This window comes from Methylobacterium durans (assembly GCF_003173715.1).
GTDB classification, from domain to species: domain Bacteria; phylum Pseudomonadota; class Alphaproteobacteria; order Rhizobiales; family Beijerinckiaceae; genus Methylobacterium; species Methylobacterium durans.
Genome location: NZ_CP029550.1, coordinates 3,473,397 through 3,492,218, shown reverse-complemented (window position 1 = coordinate 3,492,218; position 18,822 = coordinate 3,473,397). Strand labels below are relative to the sequence as shown.

The window sequence follows — 18,822 nt, the reverse complement described above, 5'->3', positions numbered from 1 at the left end:
CCCTCCCCTCCTCGCGGCCCGGCGGTCGTGCGAGCAACCTCATCGACTTGCGCGCCACACGCGTCCGCCGACCTTCTCTCCGAGCACCGCGTGGACTTGCGGCCGCGAGGCTAACCGTTGCTGACAGCGATGGCCATCGTCCTGGCTCGATGAACCTCGGGCCGAGGCACTGTCCCGCAGATCAGGTCTCGCCGTGATGGCCGATCACATCGTCGAAGCGGCGGAAGGCGGACTTCTGCCGCGAGTACGCGCGGCGCTCGTAGCGCTCCAGGCGGCTGAGCGCTTCAAGAGCTGCGGCCAGAGGCGCACCGCGCCTGCTCCCGCTTGCCGGCTGCGCTGGTTCGGGCAGGCCACCGAGGGCCTCCTGGATCTCGCCTGTGATCTGTGACTTGAGGGCGAGGACGCGCTGAAGATGGATCTGCGCCTCCGCCACTTCATGGGCGGCGGTGATTGCGTCGGGTGTGCCCGCAGTGAACTCGAGAAGGACAGCCACGAGGCGCTTCACCTCACCTTGCACCTCCAAGCCGAAGCTCGCGGCGGAAAGACCGTGCTTGCGCGCGTTCTGGCTTGAGCGCGCCTTTCCAGAGACGGACTTTGGGCCTGTGCTGGCTCTTGCATTCCGCTGGTTGGCCTGCCGGGCGCGATCGCTGGTCATTCCACCTCACGAGCGCGAAACCGGGATTGCAGATGCTGCCGACCCGTTCGGATCAACGTCGAGTATGTCCGTGGAACTCCGGAGCTGCCGGCCGAAAGCGGACCGCCTCCGCTCGATTTCGCGCAACGCCGTATCGCGGCGAGCGCTTGCACTCGTGATTTGGCGCTCGATGCGCTCGATGACGGACAGGGTGTTCGCAAACGCCTGAGCGGCCACATTCTCGGGCATGATCCCTCGCTCGCGCAGTTGCTGATCCACCCAGGTCCGCTCGTGCTCGGAACCGCGCATCCAGCCCGTAGCCATCTTACGCGGGGAGAGGGGATGATCTGGATCGGGATCAACCTGCTCTTCTTCGCGGATCATAGGAGCAATGAGCTCCTCCACCGTTTGCAGCCGAGCCTGATCCAGGATGCGTTGCTTGTACCCGCGGTAGCGCAGCGTCTCCCAGGTGAGATCGATAATGTCCTTCGTCCAGATGGCCTCAATGGGTTCGCGTGGTTTCACCTCATGCAAGACGCTTCGCATCAAGGCGTCGTACTGCTCGGCGCTCTCCCCAACCAGAAGCGGACGCTCATCGAACAGGAAGGCGAGGTGGGCGGGGACCGGTGGCAGGATTTCGCCAGCTCCTGCATCCGAAACGTTGCCGTTCGTCGCTGGCTGCTGGCTGGAAGACAGGTCTCTTGTGCGCTGGTTCATGGGAGCCGCCGTGCGTGGTTCCCCCAGACCTGTCACAAGCTCGACCGTTGCGAAAGGGTAAACTGCCCGTGCCTTCACAGCGGGCGCTAGGCAGGGTGCTGCTGCCGGATCTGGATCGCTGGTGAGACCGCGTTGAGGAAGTCCTTCGAACTGGCGCCGAGGACCATCTGCGCGGGGTACCACCGTACCGTTGACCTTCCGCTTCAGCGGAGTAGCGCGTGAGCCTGGCAACGGCTGAGCGCTGACCGCCGCGCCGATGTGGCGGAGCTTCTGCCGCTTGGCTTGAGCCGTGCGGGCGTGATCATCCCGGGTCTTCTCACGGCCGCAGGCCTCGTGGGCCGGCCCCATGTTGTCGAGCTCGTCCGCGCCGCCCAGCTCGAGCGCGCGGATGTGCTCGATGATCCAGCGCTCGCGGGCGCCGTCGATGCGCTCGCCACAGACGACGCACTTGCCGTTGGTGCGCTCCCAGGCTTGAAGCCGTCGGCGCGGGGAGAGGCAGCTGCGCGGGGTCGTGCCGATATCCTCAGGGGTGATGAGGGGCATGGCGCTTATCCGTGCGGGTCGAGCGGCCGGAGAGAGCCTTGAGGGCGCGGTGGGAGAGGTTCTCCCACTCGCAGAGGAGTTGCTCGTAGCGCTCGATGAGGGCGCGAAGCTCGATGACCTGATCCTCGGGCACGAGCTTGGCGCGAAGGCCTAGAGAGGCGACGGTCAGGCGTGCGGGATCGGCCGCGCGCGAGCGCGGTCTCTTGCTGGGCATGGGGTGCCTCGCTGGTTGTGGGGGAGAGGTGGTGAAGGGGTGCTGCCGGGCGCCTCAGCCGACCGCGGCCAACGGGCCTGGGCTCAACCCTGCGTAGAGCCCAAGGGCTGAGGTGCGGAGATGCGTGAGACGCTGAGAACCGGGAGCCGTGGGAAGGGCTCGGATAGGCCGTGTTGCTTGGGAGAAGGCATCAGTGACGGCTGCGGGCTGCGACCTGGCGCCGAATACCCTTCCCCTGCCGGTGAGCTCACCTGATCCGGGTTGATGTGCGAATTCGCTCGCTGCGCGCGTTCGACGGCGCGACGTGCTTGATGAACTGCGAACGCACGAGCTTCCTTCGCGACCTGCCAGGTTCCTTTAAGAGCGGCGGAAAGGCAGATGTTCCAGGGCTCTCCTGTGACGAAGCGACGAGCTCTCGCTGCTTCGATTGCGGCGCCCATGATGGCACTGCGGTCGTATTTCCCAGCGCTGTAGAGGGGCGTCACACGAGCAATCATGTTCGCGCGCTTGGCAGCGATCTTGGTGAAGCCCACTCGGCTAGCGTGCGCGCGCCGCTGCGCAGGGGAGAGCTGCACGCGGTCAGCGCGAAGCGCTTGCAGGGCGGCAGCCCAGGACAAAGAGCGGGTAGATGACATTTGGCACACACGCTTGCGAACACTGCACCATGTGCTAATTGCTTAGAACAGGGAGCAGGCGGAAGTCAACACCCTGTGCAGCTTTTCTAGCACGTGGTGTAGAGTGACGCCGGCACAGCTGAGAATGGCCCGAGCGGCCGCAAAGCTCGGAGTTCGCGAGGTCGCAGAACTTGCCGCTGTCGCGCCGTACACCGTGAGCCGCTTTGAGACCGAGCAAGGCGGTTTGCGGCTGGACACCGCACTCAAGCTGAGGTCCGCACTCGAACGATTAGGGGTCCGCTTCATCGAAGACGAGCAAGGCTGGGCAGGAGTATCTTACCGGAAGCCCGAGACCCGTTAGCTGAGCGTGGCCGTTGTTGCTCAGGTGGCGGCTCAGACATTTCGAGAGTGCGACATGCTCAGGTTCCTAGGCAAATGGTTCGCGCTCTCCGTCGTCTCCGGCCTTCTGCTGGGGCGGTTCATGAAGGCGGGCAAGGGATCACCGATCCCGGACGATGGACAACGCGATTTAATCGGCCGCCTTCGCCGCTCGTCCGTCAGTGAAGGCTGAGCTGCTCTGTGGACCTGAGACGAGCGACGAAGTGCGGGAAAGCTATGAGCTCCGGAGGGTAAGCCGGAACTCAGGCGAGTGGTCGGGCTGTGTGGTGATCACAGCTGCCGGCAGAACCGGCCGGTCATCTGCGAGGCTGATGCGGAACGTGCGCACGAGCTTGGCCAATGCGTGGGTGGCCTCGACGAGCGCGAAATGAGCGCCGATGCAGATCCGCGGCCCGACGCCGAACGGCAGGTAGGCATACCGAGGCACCGGCGGAGCGCCGGGCAGGAAGCGCGCAGGGTCAAAGACCTCCGGATCGCGCCAAAGCCGCTGATGCCGATGCAGCACCCAGGGCGCAACAGCCACGATATCGCCCGCAGCGATGGCTTCGCCCCCGACGCGGTCGGGAGCTCGGGCCTGGCGCACGATGACGTAAGCGGGAGGGTAGAGCCGCAGTGTCTCGTCGACCACCGCTCGTGTGAATGGAAGCCGGGGGTCTGGAGCTGAAGAATCGCTGTCTGGCGCTGCTCCGGCCGCCTCTTCGGCAACCTGCTCCTGGATGTCTGGAGCAAGCGCCAGAAGGTAGGTTGCCCAGAGGAGTGCAACGGCCGTGGTCTCGTGACCGGCGAGGATCATGGTCGCCACCTGATCGCGCAACTCGGCGGATGTGAAGCTCTGGCCCGTGTCCGGATCTCACACGGCCGTGAGGAGATCGAGCAAGTCGCGGGTGGATCCGCCCAAGCGGGCCTCGGCGCGGGCGGTGATGACCTCGTCGAGGAAGGCGTTCCAGCGCTTGCGGAAGCGGGCGCGCAGGAGGTCGTGGGGCGTGGGCCAGCGCTGCGGCAAGAGGAAGTCGAGGAGATGCGGGCGCGCGAGAACGTCCGCGTACTCGAGCACCATCTCCCGCAAGCGCTTGCCGTGCTGATGCATGCCGACGGAGAACATGGTCCGCCCGGCGATCTCGAGAGCGAGGTGCTGCAGGTTGGTGAACAGATCCACCGGCTCTCGTGCCGCGTGAGGCTTGAGCGCCTCGATCGCCTCATCCACGGCCGCGTGGATATGGGGCACGAGTGCTTCGACAGCCTTGGGCGTGAAGGCGGGCGCCAGGGCGCGTCGCTGCTGGCGCCACGCTGACCCCTCGCTGATGAAGAGCCCCTCCCCCAGCGTCGGACGTAGGACCCGGATCGTGGCCGCGGTGCGCTGATAGTTGTCGTGGTTGTCGACGAGCACGTGGCGGATGGCGTCTGGATCGTTCAGCACGAAGGTGTTGCGCCCGAGGAAGGGACGGTGCGTCACCATCTCGGAGTAGGTCCGCTTTGCCCAGACCTGGGTTGCATTGCCCCGCAGCGCTCTGAGCAGCTGGAGGATGCCAAGATCCTCAGCGGGAGGCTCGGCAAAGGGCGGGATCACGCGCTCGCGGCTTGCATAGGCTTGGCCAAGATCCATGGCGCACATGCTCCAAGGTCAGGCAGACGTCCCAGACCGTCGTCGATCCTACCGGCGGCGACAGGAGAAGCACTCCCTGTTCGTCAGCCGGCAGCGCACAGGGCGGGGCCGAGACAGCCAGCAGTGAGCGGCGCACCTATCGAGGTTCGCCGTTCAGGGTGAGCCCGCAGAGAACAACCCGGCGGCATGACACGGTCGCGTCGTTCGGCATCACGAGTCAGATCTCCACGGATACAGTCAGAGTTTAATCGAACACTAGAACTTTGCCGATCTGATAGCATAATTCCTGAAACGAGGATTTCCAAGTAAATTTCCGGCTTTCTTCAACAGAGGCCTCCGAAAGGGCGCGAGCATCTTCGTCAGATAACCGGCCTAGGAACTCAACTCGTTCGAATAGACTCTCTGCGGATAAGGGATCAAAATAAAGCGCAGCCCGCCCTCCGACCTCAGGGTGGCTTGAGCTGAAGGAGGCAATACAAGGCGTCCCAACCGACATGCTCTCAATAATTGGTAGGCCAAATCCCTCAAACATAGACCCATAGATGCTAAAATACGCAAGCCGCAGCAGCTTGTATTTAGTGTATTCGTCCACAAATCCGGTATAAATTATGCGGCCGCTTTCGAAGCCGCGCATCACTGTCGAAGGAACAGAAAGCTGATCTTCAAGCCATCCCGATCGCCCCGTGAAAACGAAGCGGTATTTCTCTAAAAGCTCAGGCCATCTGGTCAACATGTCGAATATTATCTGGTGATTTTTCCGAGGCTCGCGAGTGCCAAGAATGAGAATGTAGGGCTCGACGTAAGCAGAACCAAGCTCCGCCATGAATTTGACAGCGAATTCTTCCGGCCAACTAACAGCATTGTATACAACACCTAGCCGATCTTCCTCAGTTCCAAAGTAGTACTTGATATCGTCTAAAGTTGACCGCGACACCGCCAAAGTTAGATCATTCGTTCTGATCTCTTCAGCAAGGTACTCAAGATGATATTTTATGTTGTGAATCGTGTGATAAAAGGGAGTGATGTGCGTTGATAAGTCATGAACGAAACTGATCTCCTTGTCGAATATCCCCGGCTCGTGTTTGACCGAAGGGTAAAGCCCGACATTGATGCCTTCACGCGAAAAAACATCGAGCGGAGAGAATTGCGCTCGCCTGAACTCAAGCGCACGCGACAAAAATGAACCGGTCCTGCGCGTCAATGTCTCAGCAATTGCATCGCGCGGGATGATAACGTCATCAAAGAAAAACTGAAATCTGTCGCTGCCTATAGAGCAGATTTCCTGCGCGTAGGCCGCTGCTACTGCGGGAATTCCTGTCCATTGGCTGAGAAGAATTGGCGAGATTTCATAGTAGATCGTGACGTCCCCTGCCTCGAGAGTGTCCATGAGCTTGGAACATGCTGACGGACGCTTCACAATAACTCTCCGAACGTCTGGAGCAGATCATCACATGTGAGACCTTGGCGATCCTCCAGAGCGCGCACAGATGATCCACCGCGGTGCGCGCGCGCAATGGCGGATGCCAAGACCTCCATGTGCTGGATCTTCGATACGGTTGGCACTCGCACAACGCGCTGGCCGGCTCCATCCTCAATTTCTCGGTACCGCGGCATGGCGTCTTGCGCGCGCTGTTCCCCCGATTCAGGCTGGGCTTCACCTAGACGGATGACCTGAATACCGAGTTTCCGGAGTCGCACCTCCGTCCATCCGCGCTCTGGATCGCCGTCGTCCACGATGGCGACCGGGAACATGACGGCCAGGGCAGAGCGGGGCACCGGTCCTTTGACCTTGGCGATCCAGAGTTGGGAGCGGCAGATCTGATCACCGCGCCGCTCCGCTAGAGTGGCGATCTCTCGAACGAAGCGCGTCCAGTCCGCCGAGCGATGCGCCCCGTTGAAGGGAAATACCGTAATGTTCAGTCCGGCCTCAGACGGACCAAGGTACTTCACGTAAGTCCTTAGCAGATCTGGGACTAGGCTTGCTGCGTCGGCCAGATTGTACGGTATCGCAATGGATGCTTCGATACTTGTTTTATCCTGACGCCGCCCCTGAACAAAATTCGGTGGCTCACTGAGCGGAGATCCTTCAGATCCAGTAGTGAAGGAAATGTTAGATGCAAACTCCGAAAAGGACTGTAGCTCAAGCTTACCTTCGGTCAAACACATCTGGGCTGCTGACCGCAGATCGTTCCTATCAACCCGCTTCCCCGACGGCCAGTGATTTATGTCATCCACCATGAATTCTGTAGGCAGCTCGCCGACCGGAGGGATTTCTGGGCCCAAGCAGAAAAGCTTCTCTTGACCACGCTCGTATCGGAGGACCTTCTGAACCGAGGCTGGCAAGACTCGGCCCGTTGCGAAGAGGTTCCCGGAAACGCGAACCTCGTCCCGGCGAGTGTGCCCTGCTTGCACGTAGAAGTTCCGGGCGAACTTGAGCACCCGGACATCGGCCGCGGGACCGAATCGCACATGTGTCAGTTTATGTAAAATGTCCGATGTCCCCGCCCGGAGGACGTGGGCGATGTGCTCGAAGCTAGTCGCGTGGCTGAAGATTTCTGGATGCGGCAGGAATGCCGAAACGATCTTCGCGCGTTCCAATGCGCCCGCGAACACGCTCAACTGGGCGTCTCCCCCAAACATGATCTGGTCGGGACGGAAAGCATGTAACCCGAGAGCAGCACCGCCGTAGCGCCCGAGTTCGTTCGGGACGCTGAACACGAGCCGCGGCAGCGTGGCGGTCATGAGCTCTTGACGTTCTCGGGCATCGGAATCGCGTGTGAGGGGAAAGGCATTTTTAACCCGGTTCCATCTTCAAACCGTGACACGTCAAAACAGTGGTTGCCAGAGCCCGCATTCGCTTCCGGTGCAGTCAATGGCTGAGTGCAATCTGTAAGCTGGCGCTCGCCAGCCTGCCAAGCGCGTCCAGGCCTACGGACTGAGAGCCGAGCCATACTGTGGGGACGCGCCAATCCTGTCGATGCACACCGCACGCAACGTCGGTTTGATCAAGTAGCCGCAGAGTTGGGCGAAGGCACTCCTAAATAGTGAAGGCTTTCTTATGAAAACGGGTATTCGGGGCTATATGGGCCTGGCAGCGATTGCACGCCCTTCTCCAAAGCTTGCTTGCTGTCCAACATGGCCAAGAAAACGCGTTCAGGAGTTGCTGTCCGTGACTTAATTGCGTCGGCGAACCCCATCATCATTTCCGAACTTGGGAACTCGCCAAAGCAAAACTGAGCAATCCTCTCTACGAAAGTCTCCACACCAAGTGAGCTGCAGGCCTGTGTGACGTTGAAGTTAGACACGTGCGTTGCAATGTCCTCGCAGGTCCACCGTTGCTCTGGGGCGATAATATCCTCGACATGCAGAAGCAAAGGGTACGCTCGCGATTGAACTAATGGCAAGCCGGACATACGCGCTTCCGCCACTGGGCTCTCTGTCTCATCGTCTAGGAGGACCGCCAGTGTAGCGCCGCTGGCGGCGACCGCGGGCGCGCGCAGGAGAAAGCCGTAGTGACCGTGAGATATACCGCGCTCCAGAAGGTCCCGCCGAAAGCGATCCGCGATGACACGCTGGACCGTTCCGTCATTGAAGGCGATGCGCGCGATCGCAGGTTTGGCAAACGTCGATTTGCGGAACCAACCGCTCACGGTGCCATCGCTTGAGAATTGCTCAATCTGGCCTTGCAGCATCCGGTGCTCTCACGCGATCCCAGTCCACCCAAGCCACCATCTTCCAACTCCCCAAGCCGGGAGGTCAGATCGGATCATTGCCGCTACAACACCATTGTGTCTCCTCCAAGCGTAACCATCCCGCCCCGTCTCGCAGTGGATAAGGACGACCACGCACCTTGAGCACCGGAGTGATGCGTCAAGGTACGGCAGCCGTCATACGGGCACCACGAGAGATCACCTCACGCGCAACAGTCTTTCTGGCGCTCGAGCGATGCAACACGCGGAGAGGGCTGCTGAGGCCACAGCCTCAATGTGCATGTCACAGATATTGCCGGACTGCCTCGCTTCGTGACGGAGGTGCCTGCGCCTGTGGCAGTGACTTGCGCCAGGGCTCCCTTCATTTTCGGAAAGCCCCGGGCGTTTCGATCTTTCGGAAAGCGGAGATCAAGCAGCGCGGAGCCGCCATCCACGAGGAAGCCGGCTGTCTCTCAACAGCCGGCTACAGCGCCCTGCGTCAGCGTCCGTACACGTCCTCGACGCGGATGATGTCGTCCTCGCCGGTGTAGGATCCGACCTGGACCTCGATCAGCTCCAGCGGGATCTTGCCCGGGTTCGACAGGCGGTGCATCGAGCCGATCGGCAGGTAGATCGCCTCGTTCTCGTGGACCAGCACGACCCGCTCGTTCAGCGTCACCTCGGCCGTGCCCTTCACCACCACCCAGTGCTCCGCCCGGTGATAGTGCTTCTGCAAGGAGAGGCGCCCGCCCGGCGTCACCATGATCCGCTTCACCTGGAAACGCTCGCCGATGTCGATGCGCTGGTACCAGCCCCAGGGCCGGTACATCCGCCGGTGCGCGTCCGCCTCCGGGTAGGCCTTCGCGCGCAGCCGCTCCACCAGCGTCTTCACCTCGCCCGAGCGCGCCTTCGAGCTCACCAGCACCGCGTCGGGGGTCGAGACCACCACGACGTCCTCGAGCCCCACCACCGCGGTGACCTGCTCGCCCTCGCTGTGGACCAAGCTGCCGCGGGTCTCGATCAGCTCGACGCGGCCGCGCACCGCGTTCCCGCTCTCGTCCTGCGCCAGCACGCTCCAGACCGCGTCCCAGGTGCCGACATCCGACCACGCGAAGGAGACCGGCAGCACGCCCGCGTGGCGCGTCCGCTCCATCACCGCGTAGTCGATCGAGGTCTTGGGGGCCTGCGCGAAGGCGTCCGCGTCGAGGCGCACGAAGTCGAGGTCCCGCGCCGCGTTCTCCAGGGCGGCCCGGGCGGCCGAGAGCACGGCGGGCGCGTGCGCCTCCAGCTCGTCGAGCATCACGTCGGCGCGGAACAGGAAGTAGCCCGAATTCCAGACCGCGCCCTCCGCGATCAGGCGCTCGGCGCCGTGCCGGTCCGGCTTCTCGACGAAGCGGGCGATCTTGTAGGTGCCGGGGGCGTCGGGGATGGCCTCGCCAGGGTGGATGTAGCCGTAGGCGGTCGCCGGCTGCGTCGGTTCGATGCCGAGCGTCATGATGTGGCCGGCGCGCGCGCCGACCGCGGCGGCCTCGACGGCGGCGACGAACGCCCGGGTGTCGCCAATGACGTGGTCGGCGGCCAGGATCAGGACGACGGCCTGCGGGTCGGTGCGGGCGGCATGGAGCGTTGCAACGGCGACCGCGGCGGCGGAATCGCGCCGCTCGGGCTCGAGCAGGATGTCGGCGGGGATGCGGGCCTCGGCGAGCTGCTCGGCGACGATGAAGCGGGCGTCTGTGTGGGTGAGCACGCTGAGGCGGCCGAACGTGGTCTCGTCGGTGACCCGCCGGGCCGTGTCCTGGAAGGTGGAGGAATGCTCGCTGACGAGGCGCGAGAACTGCTTCGGCATGCTCTCGCGGGAGGCGGGCCACAGCCGCGTGCCCGAGCCGCCGCACAGGATCACTGGTCGAATCATATCTCAGGAAACTCCACTTTCTTCCGGAATTATATCTTTAAATCCACTCGTTATAGGAAGGGGTAAGTGCCGTCGTATGGGCAAGGCAAATCACAAGCACCTCTCTTCATCATCTCCAGCGTCTAATCATATAATATCATCAAAACGAGTTTTTATCGATCCGATACAGTGCGAGCGAACCGTGCCAATCAACCTCGACCACTATATAGATAAAATTATCAGAGCTACATACAGACGAGTACCCAAAAAATGATTGACCCGATTTGTACCCGTTGCTTGCCAGCTCAAGGGCATCGACCCATGTTCTTCCCCTGTCATAACTAGTTTCGAGTATGCCGTTTCGACGCAGATGAGATTTACCATCTGCAGCCGAGCTTGCACAGTAAAGCCAAACCTCACCACGTCGTCCAATTGTGGTTCCAAAACAGCTATTGTTGCAAGTCTCAATTTTCTTCGGCACCCCCTGGAAAGCCTCCCAGGACCCGTCAATACTCGCAGCTCGGTAAATAGTCCTACTTCCAGCGCACTCGTTGTTTCTTCCTATTGAGTACCACCATCCATCCTCAGATCTGATGATACGATGCTCTGTCTCTCCCGCTATCGTTTGAACAACAGCGGGAAGTTGACGGCCAATTTTCCACTCAGATTGGCCAACTTTGTACAAAGGCCACTGACGAAACCCGGCATTGCGCAAAAAACCGTAAATTGGAAAAACTAAAGTGTCAGTTTTTGTGTCGAAAAAACCAGTCCCGGCAGATACATTATTCGTGTCGATCTCGTTGAAAATGGGGAGAAGTTTATAATTGCTCCATTTTAGAAAAGAACTGTCTTTTGCCGAAGTTGCCCATGCGATGGGGGCCCGGTTGCTGCCTCCAGCCCAAATAGGATTTCGGCCTTTTTTCAGACCAAAGTCAGAATTAGCAATCATGTGCAGGGTTCCGGCACCATCGGCAGCGATGCACATGTCATTAAATCCAATCGGCTCGCGCGGATCAAGATGTCCATCAAGCGCGTAAGCTGTATCTGAAAATGTCTCACCTTGGTCTAGAGATACACTTACTCCAATCCGGTAATCATCACCTTTATTCAAATCGGGTTGACCGTCGTCAGCGAGGCGCACTTCCGACGCGATGACGAGGTATGCATCATCGCGGGTTACATAGATAGCCGGAATTCGTCTTCGATCCCTTCCAGGCATGTTCGTGCCCGACAAGATTTCCCTGAAGGTTACATCCATGTCTACCGCGCCATCACTTCTACGAAGGTTAAAGCTCGATCGATTATACCCATACACACTCCGCGACGATAAATGACCGAGGCCAGTAGCATCGACGGCCCGCCCCTTTTGTGCGGGTGAAACAGCAGCACTTGCTAACATTTGCCAGCACTGATTGGGTCTGAGCTTTCCTCCGAGTCTTTAATGGTCTCATATAGGACGGATATATAGAGCGTTAGGCAACCCACTCTGTCACGAGAAGTTCTCTGGAAACGGGTCGGCCGGCGGCCGAGCGGCCACCTCAAAGCATTTCGATTTAACACCTGGAGGGACCAAGGCACCAGCGAGCTTGGCGGTGAGCGACGTTTTTGGGGGCGCTCCGTTGGCCAACCGGCGCACCCGTGCCAGCATCGCAAAAGCAAGCATTACCAGGCTGACATGCCGGTGCCAGCCGTGCTACGAGCGGCTCATGTTGTGGGCCAGCCTGAGTTCCGTCTTGGCGGTCTCGAACGCGTCCTCAATGGCCCAACGCCACCCCTCGACGGCCACCAGCGTGTGTAGGGGTGTGCCGGCCGGGCACCAAGTGGTGAAGTAGGAGAAGTTCCCGTCCGACAGGCTGTGCCGCACCAGCAGGCCGCGCGTCCACACGCCTGAGCAAGCGCGGCGTCGAGCGCGTCCGTTGGCCGCTGTCGCTCTCGCCGCCTGTGTCCTCGCTTGGACCTGAACGAGTCCCCTACTAGGGCCCCGACACTCGCGCCCAGAGAGTTTTGAACCATCCGTCATCAGCGGAAGTGCCCACGAAGCGTTCCAGGGCGGATCGCGCCTCTTCGCGTCGGCCGAAATATAGCAACGCGTCCGCCGCATGGCATGCAAACCGGGAATTGTCAGGCTCGTAGGAAGCGACTTGAAGCACGAAGGGTAAGGCGTCCTCCATGCCCTCATTGTCCCGAAGAGCAAAGTAGACAGCAATCAAATCTTCAGCTGAAGCCTCCCGCTTCAGCTTGTCCATGTTTGAACGAACGATTCGAAATAAGCTGCGTTGCTTGTGTTTACGCCCGAGCGATCTTGCAGCTTGGGCAATCATGGCGGCACTAGGGCTACTTCGCCGATACTGCCGATACAAATCTTGCGCGAGACGGACGCTCGAATCGTCAAACGTCAGCAGCCCTTTTGCAAGATATGAAAGTACCCCGGCTCCTTTTAAAGATGCGGCTACTGCGTGGCCGGCAAACCAGAACGGTAGCACATTAAACGTCTTACAACGATCTCTAAACTCCAACATCCTACGAATGTGGAATAGATCAATATCCGAAGGGTCGAATGTTACATAGTATTCAGTATCGCGGGAGAAAAAATTTCGAGCAGGAGGAACGACCGCACCAATCTCTTGCGCTTGCCATGCCCAGCGTGTCTCGAAAGGCGCCTCGGACGGTGTAATCGTATCTTGGGGGGCGAAGGCAACTGCACGCTTAGCTTCTAACCGAGCAGCAAATCGGAGGGCACCGTAGCCGCCCATCGAGAAGCCATAAGTAACGATCTCACGCCCAACGAGATTCTCCTTGAGGTTAGAGATTGCTTCATCAATGCAAGCCACCGTCCACCAGTGATCTTTGTCGCCGTGTTCAACGACTGAAAAGCCAACACCGAGCTTTTCTAGAAATCCTTTGGCGGTGATCTCCTGCCGAGTCGCACCTCCGAAGGCGTTGGAGAAGGCGACTATGTGGTGCCTGCTATTATCGTGCGGAAAATGGTAGACAGCAAAATCATCTGTCTGCGTTAAGATTTTCACCCCCTCCTCCCCTATTAGCGGACCTTAGTATTCACACCGAAGGCACGCGTCATAGGCGAGAAGGTGGGATGTGTCACCCATCTGAGCATGCAGACGATGCGTTCCGCGTCCAGCGCCGAAGATGCTGCGGTCCAAGCTACTCCTGCGCAGCAGGATTGAGCTGCCGCATTAGTAATCCGTTGAATAACCCGTACCCTTCCGCCGTGAAATGAATCTTATCCTCTTTATAGTTTGAGCAGTAATTCTGTCGGCCGCAGGTTAGAGCGTCATCAAGGTTGATGACAGCCACTTGTTGATCCGCAGCGAGGGTCTGACGGACAAGGGCATTGATCGCTTTACGATCTTCGTCTCTGAATGCGAAGTCCGCACCCCGCGGGGGAATCTCAACTACAATGATCTGAGCAGAAGACCACGCCGCTTTAATCTTTGCGACAATAGCCAGCAAGCCCTCAGCGATTGAACATGGCGGATCGCCGGCTCCGAGATTATTTGTTCCCGCAAGAACCAACACTTTTTCAGGCGAAGCTTGTATGAGGTTCAGATCAGCCAAGCGCCAGAGCACGTTCTGCGTTCGATCAGCGCTAACCCCAAGGTTCTGGACGTTAGATAGCTGCGCAGTGTCCCACTGCTGGATGAGTGAGTCTCCTATTAAAATCGTACTGTACGCCGTCAGCGGTTGTGCTTTTATCTGATAGTGCCGCTTGAGGGCCCATCCAGACTGTGGTTGAACCGGCGTCGTTGTTACCTGCAAGTCTAATCTGTCACAGCATAGTCCATACGTTGAGATGGATGTCTGCAATGCTAAACAGACAGCAGTCCCCAGCAATCTTTTCAATTTCATTTGTCATCTCATCGCATGCCTAGTACCACAGCGCGGGACCGAACATTTTAATCGCGCCCAGTGGCGTTCGACCCGGTTACGGTTGGTGTAGATCCACTCCAGACAGGCAACAGGAGCCTCATGCCGCTGTGGCGGGATCGCCGGCCGGGCGCCCATGCCCCAGACATGCTCGCGAAAGCGATTGCCAGTGTAACCCCGGTCGCCCACCACCCACTTGGGCACGCCCGGCAGCTGATCGAGCAGCGGGATGGCCTGAGGCAGCTCATGCGCCTGACCGGGCGCGATCCGGAATGCGATGGCGCGACCAGCGCCATCAGCGATCACGCAAGCTTTGGTGCCATAGCCGCCACGAGAGCGGCCAAGCGCCTCACGATGATCTCGCTCAGCTTGAGATCCCCCCTTCGCGCAGCCCCCGCCGCCTTCTGGTGAGCGCGCACGCTGGTGCCGTCGAGAAACACCATGCCGAGCTGCACGCCGCGCTCCTGAACGAGGCTGAGGAGCCGCTCCCAGACACCAGCGCGCGCCCACCGGATGAAGATCTGGGCGGCACGCCACCAGGGTCCGAGTTCGGCTGGCACGGCGCGCCACTTGGCGCCGTTCTGATGCCGCCAGAGGATGGCCGAGACGGTGCGGCGCAGATCCTGAGGCGGCATCTTGCTCTTCGGTTGGCAAGCTTCCACCGGCAGCTCCAACTCGGCCCATTGTGCGTCCGACAGCATCGCTCCTCCTCGCTCAGGAGAGGCGAAACGCTCACCGCATCAGCTGGTACAAGCGATCACAGGCCGTAGAGCCTATTCATACGCCACATGCAACCTCCCAAACGCCGCCGGGCAGCGGCAGATCATCACGCGTGCAGCCATGTCATGGAACTATTCGATCACCTCTAAGAGCCTGTTTGAGGCCGTCAGCCGGTCGTCCCCATCTGTCTCGCGTTGGACACGAATTCCGCCTGGCGGGGCGGAGCGGAGAGCAGATGTGGACGGACCGGCATCGGACGCGTCATGAGACGCGCCTGAAGGACATGGTGCTGCAGGCGGGCCTGGACGAGGTCGCCTGCTTTCTGGAACAGGCGGATCCACCGGGCCGTCCGGATGCAACGCCCGCGCGCCGGGTGCTGGCGGCGATTGCTTGGCACCTGCGGGTTGGCGGCGCGTGGCGGGCGTTGCCGGCAGGCTTTCCGCCCCGGCGCACCGTCTACGGCTGGTTCCGGCGCTGGATCGAGAAGGGCCTGTTCGCGAGCCTGATGCGAGCTCTGGCCCGCCGCCAGCGTCGCCGCTGCGGCCGCGGGCCGATGCCGCGGCTGGCGGTCATCGACACCCAGAGCGTCAAGTGCCTGGGCGTGCGTGGTCCACGCGGTTACGACGGGGCCAAGAAGCTGGTCGGGCGCAAGCGCGTGGCCATGGTCGATGCCGAGGGTCACCTTCTGGCGCTCGCGGTCGTGCCCGCCAACGTGCGGGATCGCGACACGCTGGCCGCCCTTGATGAGGGCAAGGCGCAATGGCCGAGCCTGCGCCAGGCCATCCTGGATGGCGCCTTCACGGCCGAGCGCTGCCAGCAGTGGTGCCATCTGCACGGCATGCGCCATCGCGTCGTCGAGAAGCGGCCCGATCAGAACAGCTTCGTCGTGCTGGAGCGCCGCTGGCTCGTGGAGCGCAGCTTCGGCTGGCTCAGCCACTGGGGCGGCTTGCTGCGCGAGCGCGCCGGTCGTCTCGACGTGGCCACTGGACGCCTCGCTTGCGTCGCCAGCCTCATGGCCGCAAACGCCCTCTACAATCCAGCCTGAAAGCAGTGCTCAAACAGGCTCTTAGAGCTGTTGCCGTTCAGACTGGGTCGTAGGCATCGTAACCTGCGGCGGCGAGATAGTTTCGGCACGCGTCGGGTTTGAAGCAAGTGAAGGCCTCCCGGATCGCAGCCCACAGGTCCGAGACGGTTCGGGCCGCCGCCGTGCGCAGCAACGCCTTCAGCTTCGCGAAGGCGTTCTCGATTGATGATGTGGATGGCTCCTGCTCCCGGCGTCGCACGGGGCCATAATCGGGATGTTGTGGTCCTGAGCGGAGGAGCCACCCATGCCCGAGCTTGCTACAGTTGACATCGACCTCGCGAAGAGCGTCTTCCAGATCCATGGTGTCGACGAGAACGGTAAGGTTCTCGTGCGCCGCCAGCTCCGCCGTGGCCAGGTGCTCACATTTTTCGAGGAGCAGCCGCGATGCCTGATCGGCATGGAGGCTTGTGCGGGTGCTCACGATTGGGGCCGCAAACTTCAGGCGCTGGGGCACGATGTCCGTCTGATGCCCCCGTCCTATGTGAACCCTTACGTGAAGCGCGGGAAGACGGATGCGGCCGACGCAGCCGCTATCTGTGAGGCCGTGACCTGACCGGCTGGCTAAGCGGCAGAAGAACGACGCGGCCGATGCCGAAGCGATCTGCGAGGCTGCGCAGCGCCCGACCATGCGCTTCGTGGCCGTGAAGAGTGAAGCCAAGCAGGCTGCCACGGTGGTCTTCCGGGCACGCGACGTACTGGTCGGCCAGCGCACCCAGCTGATCCACGCGATCCGTGGTCATCTCGCCGAGTACGGCCAGATCGCCCCGCAGGGCCCCTTCCACGTCGAACAGCTGATCACACTGATCGAGGATCCCGCCTCGGACATTCCGCAAGCCGCTCGCTCTTGTCTGAGCGTGCTCGTCGGTGCGCTCCGCCATCTGCAGGAGCAGACCGCAGCCCTCGATGCCGAGATCGCCGACCGAGCCAAAGCCGACGAGACGGCGCGGCGGCTGATGAGCGTGCCCGGCATCGGCCCGCTGATCGCCACCGCCATCGAGGCGTTAGCCCCACCCACCGACACCTTCCGCTCAGGCCGTGACTTCGCCGCCTGGGTTGGGCTGACACTGGTGCAGCGCTCGACCGGCGGCAAGGAGCGCCTCGGCCGCACCTCGCGTATGGGTGAGAGAACCCTGCGGCGCCTGCTCATCATCGCGGCCAGCGCAGTCGTGCGCTGGGCCAAGCGCAAGGGCGTGCCGGCGGACTCGTGGCTTGGCCGGATGCTGACGCGCAAGCCGGCGATGCTGGTCATCGTGGCCGTGGCGAACAAGAACGCGCGCATCGCCTGGGCCCTTCTGACGAAGGGCGGGATCTACCGAGCTCCGGCCGTCACCGCGTAGGCGGGGCGGACGCGAGGCTGTCGGCGGGCGTGAGGAGGCCGAAGGACAGGTATGGCGCAATGTCGGTGAGGCGGGGTTGGGAGAACAAGGCGCACGGGGAGTGCTTCGAGCACGTTCCAATGATGTGGTCCCGACCGTCGTACTCCCATACGGGCCCGCGGCGCGTGAACGGCCGCATCAGAGGCCGAACACATGGCAGCCCCCGATCACGCTCTGAACCGCACCGGGCTTTCCGGAGGCTGTTTGGTTTGGGTCAGGCAGCCAAGGCTTGCACCTCGGCCTGGGCATAATAGCGTGCCTCCGCCTCGGCGGGAGGGATGTGGCCGATCGGTTCGAGAAGCCGACGGTGATTGAACCAATCCACCCATTCGAGCGTGGCGTACTCGACCGCCTCGAACGAGCGCCACGGCCCGCGCCGATGGATCACCTCGGCCTTGAACAGGCCGATCACCGTCTCGGCCAGAGCATTATCGTAGCTGTCGCCGACGCTGCCGACGGATGGTTCGATGCCTGCCTCGGCCAGGCGCTCGGTGTAGCGGATGCTCACATATTGCGATCCGCGATCTGAGTGACACACAAGGCCGCTGCCGGCGAAGGGGCGGCGCTCGTGCAGAGCCTGCTCCAGGGCATCGAGCACGAAGTCCGCCCGGGCCGAGCGCGACACCCGCCAGCCCACGATCCGGCGGGCGAAGACGTCGATCACGAAAGCCGCGTAGACGAAGCCGCCCCAGGTCGCGATGTAGGTGAAATCCGCCACCCATAGCCTGTTCGGGCATTCGGCCTTGAACTGGCGGTTGACCCGGTCGAGCGGGCAGGAGGCGGCCGGATCGGGAACGGTGGTGCGGACCTTGCGCCCGCGCACCACCCCGGCCAAGCCCATCGTCCGCATCAGCCGCGCGACCGTGCAGCGCGCGACCGCGATCCCCTCGCGGGCCAGTTGCCGCCACACCTTGCGCACGCCGTAGACGCCGAAGTTCGCCTCGTACACGCGCCGGATCTCGGCCATGAGCACGGCATCCCGCTTGGCTCGAGCCGGCAGTCTGCCGGGATCGGCCCGCCGCGCGGCATGGGCCAGGTCACGTCGACGGGGCGATCGGCAGGACCCTGCAGATCGGCTCGACCCCGTAGGTGGCGCGGTGCTCGTCGAGTGACCGCGATCATGACCGGGACCGGCGGTCGAGCTCCGCCTGAGCAAAATACGCCGACGCCTTCCTCAGGATCTCGTTGGCTTGGCGAAGCTCGCGGTTCTCCCGCTCCAGCGCCTTGATCCGTTCGCGCTCGTCCGTGGTCGGCCCGGCTCGTACGCCGCCGTCGCGTTCGGCCTGTCTGACCCAGTTCCGCAGCGTCTCACCCGAGCAGCCGATCTTGGCCGCGATCGACTGGATCGCCGCCCCCTGTGAACCGTGCTCGCTCTCATGCTCCCGGACCAGCCGGACTGCCCGCTCGCGAACCTCAGGGGAGAAGGGTGGAATATGCTTCGTCATGGCTCCAG

General features: G+C 61.7%; 11 protein-coding genes, 6 pseudogenes and 1 other annotated feature. Of the genes and pseudogenes, 2 read left to right on the top strand and 15 right to left on the bottom strand.

The window, feature by feature from the left end; translation table 11 throughout:
• Nucleotides 1–181: 181 nt before the first annotated feature.
• The 13 genes and pseudogenes from DK389_RS16095 to DK389_RS16035 all read right to left on the bottom strand — a co-directional run.
• The gene (locus DK389_RS16095) at nt 182–655 is read right to left on the bottom strand and encodes a hypothetical protein (RefSeq protein ID WP_162560679.1); all 474 of its coding nucleotides are present in this window, start codon (nt 653–655) and stop codon (nt 182–184) included.
• A 6-nt stretch (nt 656–661) separates the two neighbouring features.
• Entirely contained in the window at nt 662–1,894 is a 1,233-nt protein-coding gene (locus DK389_RS16090; RefSeq protein WP_109891059.1) for an HNH endonuclease, read from the bottom strand.
• On the bottom strand, nt 1,875–2,108 hold the full coding sequence (locus tag DK389_RS16085; protein ID WP_109891057.1) for a hypothetical protein: 234 nt from the start codon (nt 2,106–2,108) through the stop codon (nt 1,875–1,877). Before DK389_RS16085 ends, DK389_RS16090 begins: the two co-directional genes overlap by 20 nt.
• A 1,227-nt stretch (nt 2,109–3,335) precedes the next feature.
• Nucleotides 3,336–4,733, bottom strand: a pseudogene (locus DK389_RS16070) (cytochrome P450).
• Between the two features lie 235 nt (nt 4,734–4,968).
• The gene (locus DK389_RS16065) at nt 4,969–6,111 is read right to left on the bottom strand and encodes a glycosyltransferase family 4 protein (RefSeq protein WP_109891053.1); all 1,143 of its coding nucleotides are present in this window, start codon (nt 6,109–6,111) and stop codon (nt 4,969–4,971) included.
• Between the two features lie 26 nt (nt 6,112–6,137).
• Nucleotides 6,138–7,466 carry a hypothetical protein gene (locus tag DK389_RS16060; protein ID WP_109891051.1) on the bottom strand — a complete coding sequence of 443 codons (1,329 nt, stop codon included), beginning with the start codon at nt 7,464–7,466 and terminating at the stop codon, nt 6,138–6,140.
• Between the two features lie 314 nt (nt 7,467–7,780).
• The gene (locus tag DK389_RS16055; RefSeq protein ID WP_109891049.1) at nt 7,781–8,416 is read right to left on the bottom strand and encodes a hypothetical protein; all 636 of its coding nucleotides are present in this window, start codon (nt 8,414–8,416) and stop codon (nt 7,781–7,783) included.
• A gap of 496 nt (nt 8,417–8,912) precedes the next feature.
• The gene (locus DK389_RS16050; protein ID WP_109891047.1) at nt 8,913–10,325 is read right to left on the bottom strand and encodes a mannose-1-phosphate guanylyltransferase/mannose-6-phosphate isomerase; all 1,413 of its coding nucleotides are present in this window, start codon (nt 10,323–10,325) and stop codon (nt 8,913–8,915) included.
• A gap of 139 nt (nt 10,326–10,464) precedes the next feature.
• Nucleotides 10,465–11,562 carry a sialidase family protein gene (locus DK389_RS32470; RefSeq protein WP_162560678.1) on the bottom strand — a complete coding sequence of 366 codons (1,098 nt, stop codon included), beginning with the start codon at nt 11,560–11,562 and terminating at the stop codon, nt 10,465–10,467.
• 231 nt (nt 11,563–11,793) lie between these two features.
• Nucleotides 11,794–12,195: pseudogene (locus DK389_RS16045) on the bottom strand (hypothetical protein); the annotation flags it as partial.
• Nucleotides 12,196–12,277: 82 nt separating this feature from the next.
• The gene (locus tag DK389_RS32465; RefSeq protein WP_162560677.1) at nt 12,278–13,330 is read right to left on the bottom strand and encodes an alpha/beta hydrolase; all 1,053 of its coding nucleotides are present in this window, start codon (nt 13,328–13,330) and stop codon (nt 12,278–12,280) included.
• A 136-nt stretch (nt 13,331–13,466) separates the two neighbouring features.
• Nucleotides 13,467–14,171 (bottom strand): GDSL-type esterase/lipase family protein, encoded by a 705-nt coding sequence (locus tag DK389_RS35660; protein ID WP_109891045.1) that lies wholly within the window; start codon nt 14,169–14,171, stop codon nt 13,467–13,469.
• A gap of 45 nt (nt 14,172–14,216) precedes the next feature.
• Nucleotides 14,217–14,890 (bottom strand): annotated as a pseudogene (locus DK389_RS16035) (IS5 family transposase); the annotation flags it as partial.
• 254 nt (nt 14,891–15,144) lie between these two features.
• On the opposite strand from DK389_RS16035, the gene DK389_RS16030 reads away from it, so the two are divergent.
• Complete coding sequence (locus DK389_RS16030) at nt 15,145–15,954, top strand: IS5 family transposase (RefSeq protein ID WP_109891041.1); 810 nt, start codon at nt 15,145–15,147, stop codon at nt 15,952–15,954.
• 37 nt (nt 15,955–15,991) lie between these two features.
• On the opposite strand, the pseudogene DK389_RS16025 reads toward DK389_RS16030, so the two are convergent.
• Nucleotides 15,992–16,156, bottom strand: a pseudogene (locus DK389_RS16025) (IS630 family transposase); the annotation flags it as partial.
• Between the two features lie 81 nt (nt 16,157–16,237).
• Here DK389_RS16025 and DK389_RS16020 point away from each other — a divergent pair.
• Nucleotides 16,238–17,330, top strand: a pseudogene (locus DK389_RS16020) (IS110 family RNA-guided transposase).
• A 253-nt stretch (nt 17,331–17,583) separates the two neighbouring features.
• Here DK389_RS16020 and DK389_RS16010 read toward each other — a convergent pair.
• A pseudogene (locus DK389_RS16010) lies at nt 17,584–18,814 on the bottom strand (IS3 family transposase).
• Nucleotides 18,416–18,533 (bottom strand) — a sequence feature (AL1L pseudoknot). Its footprint overlaps the pseudogene before it by 118 nt.
• Nucleotides 18,815–18,822: the final 8 nt, after the last annotated feature.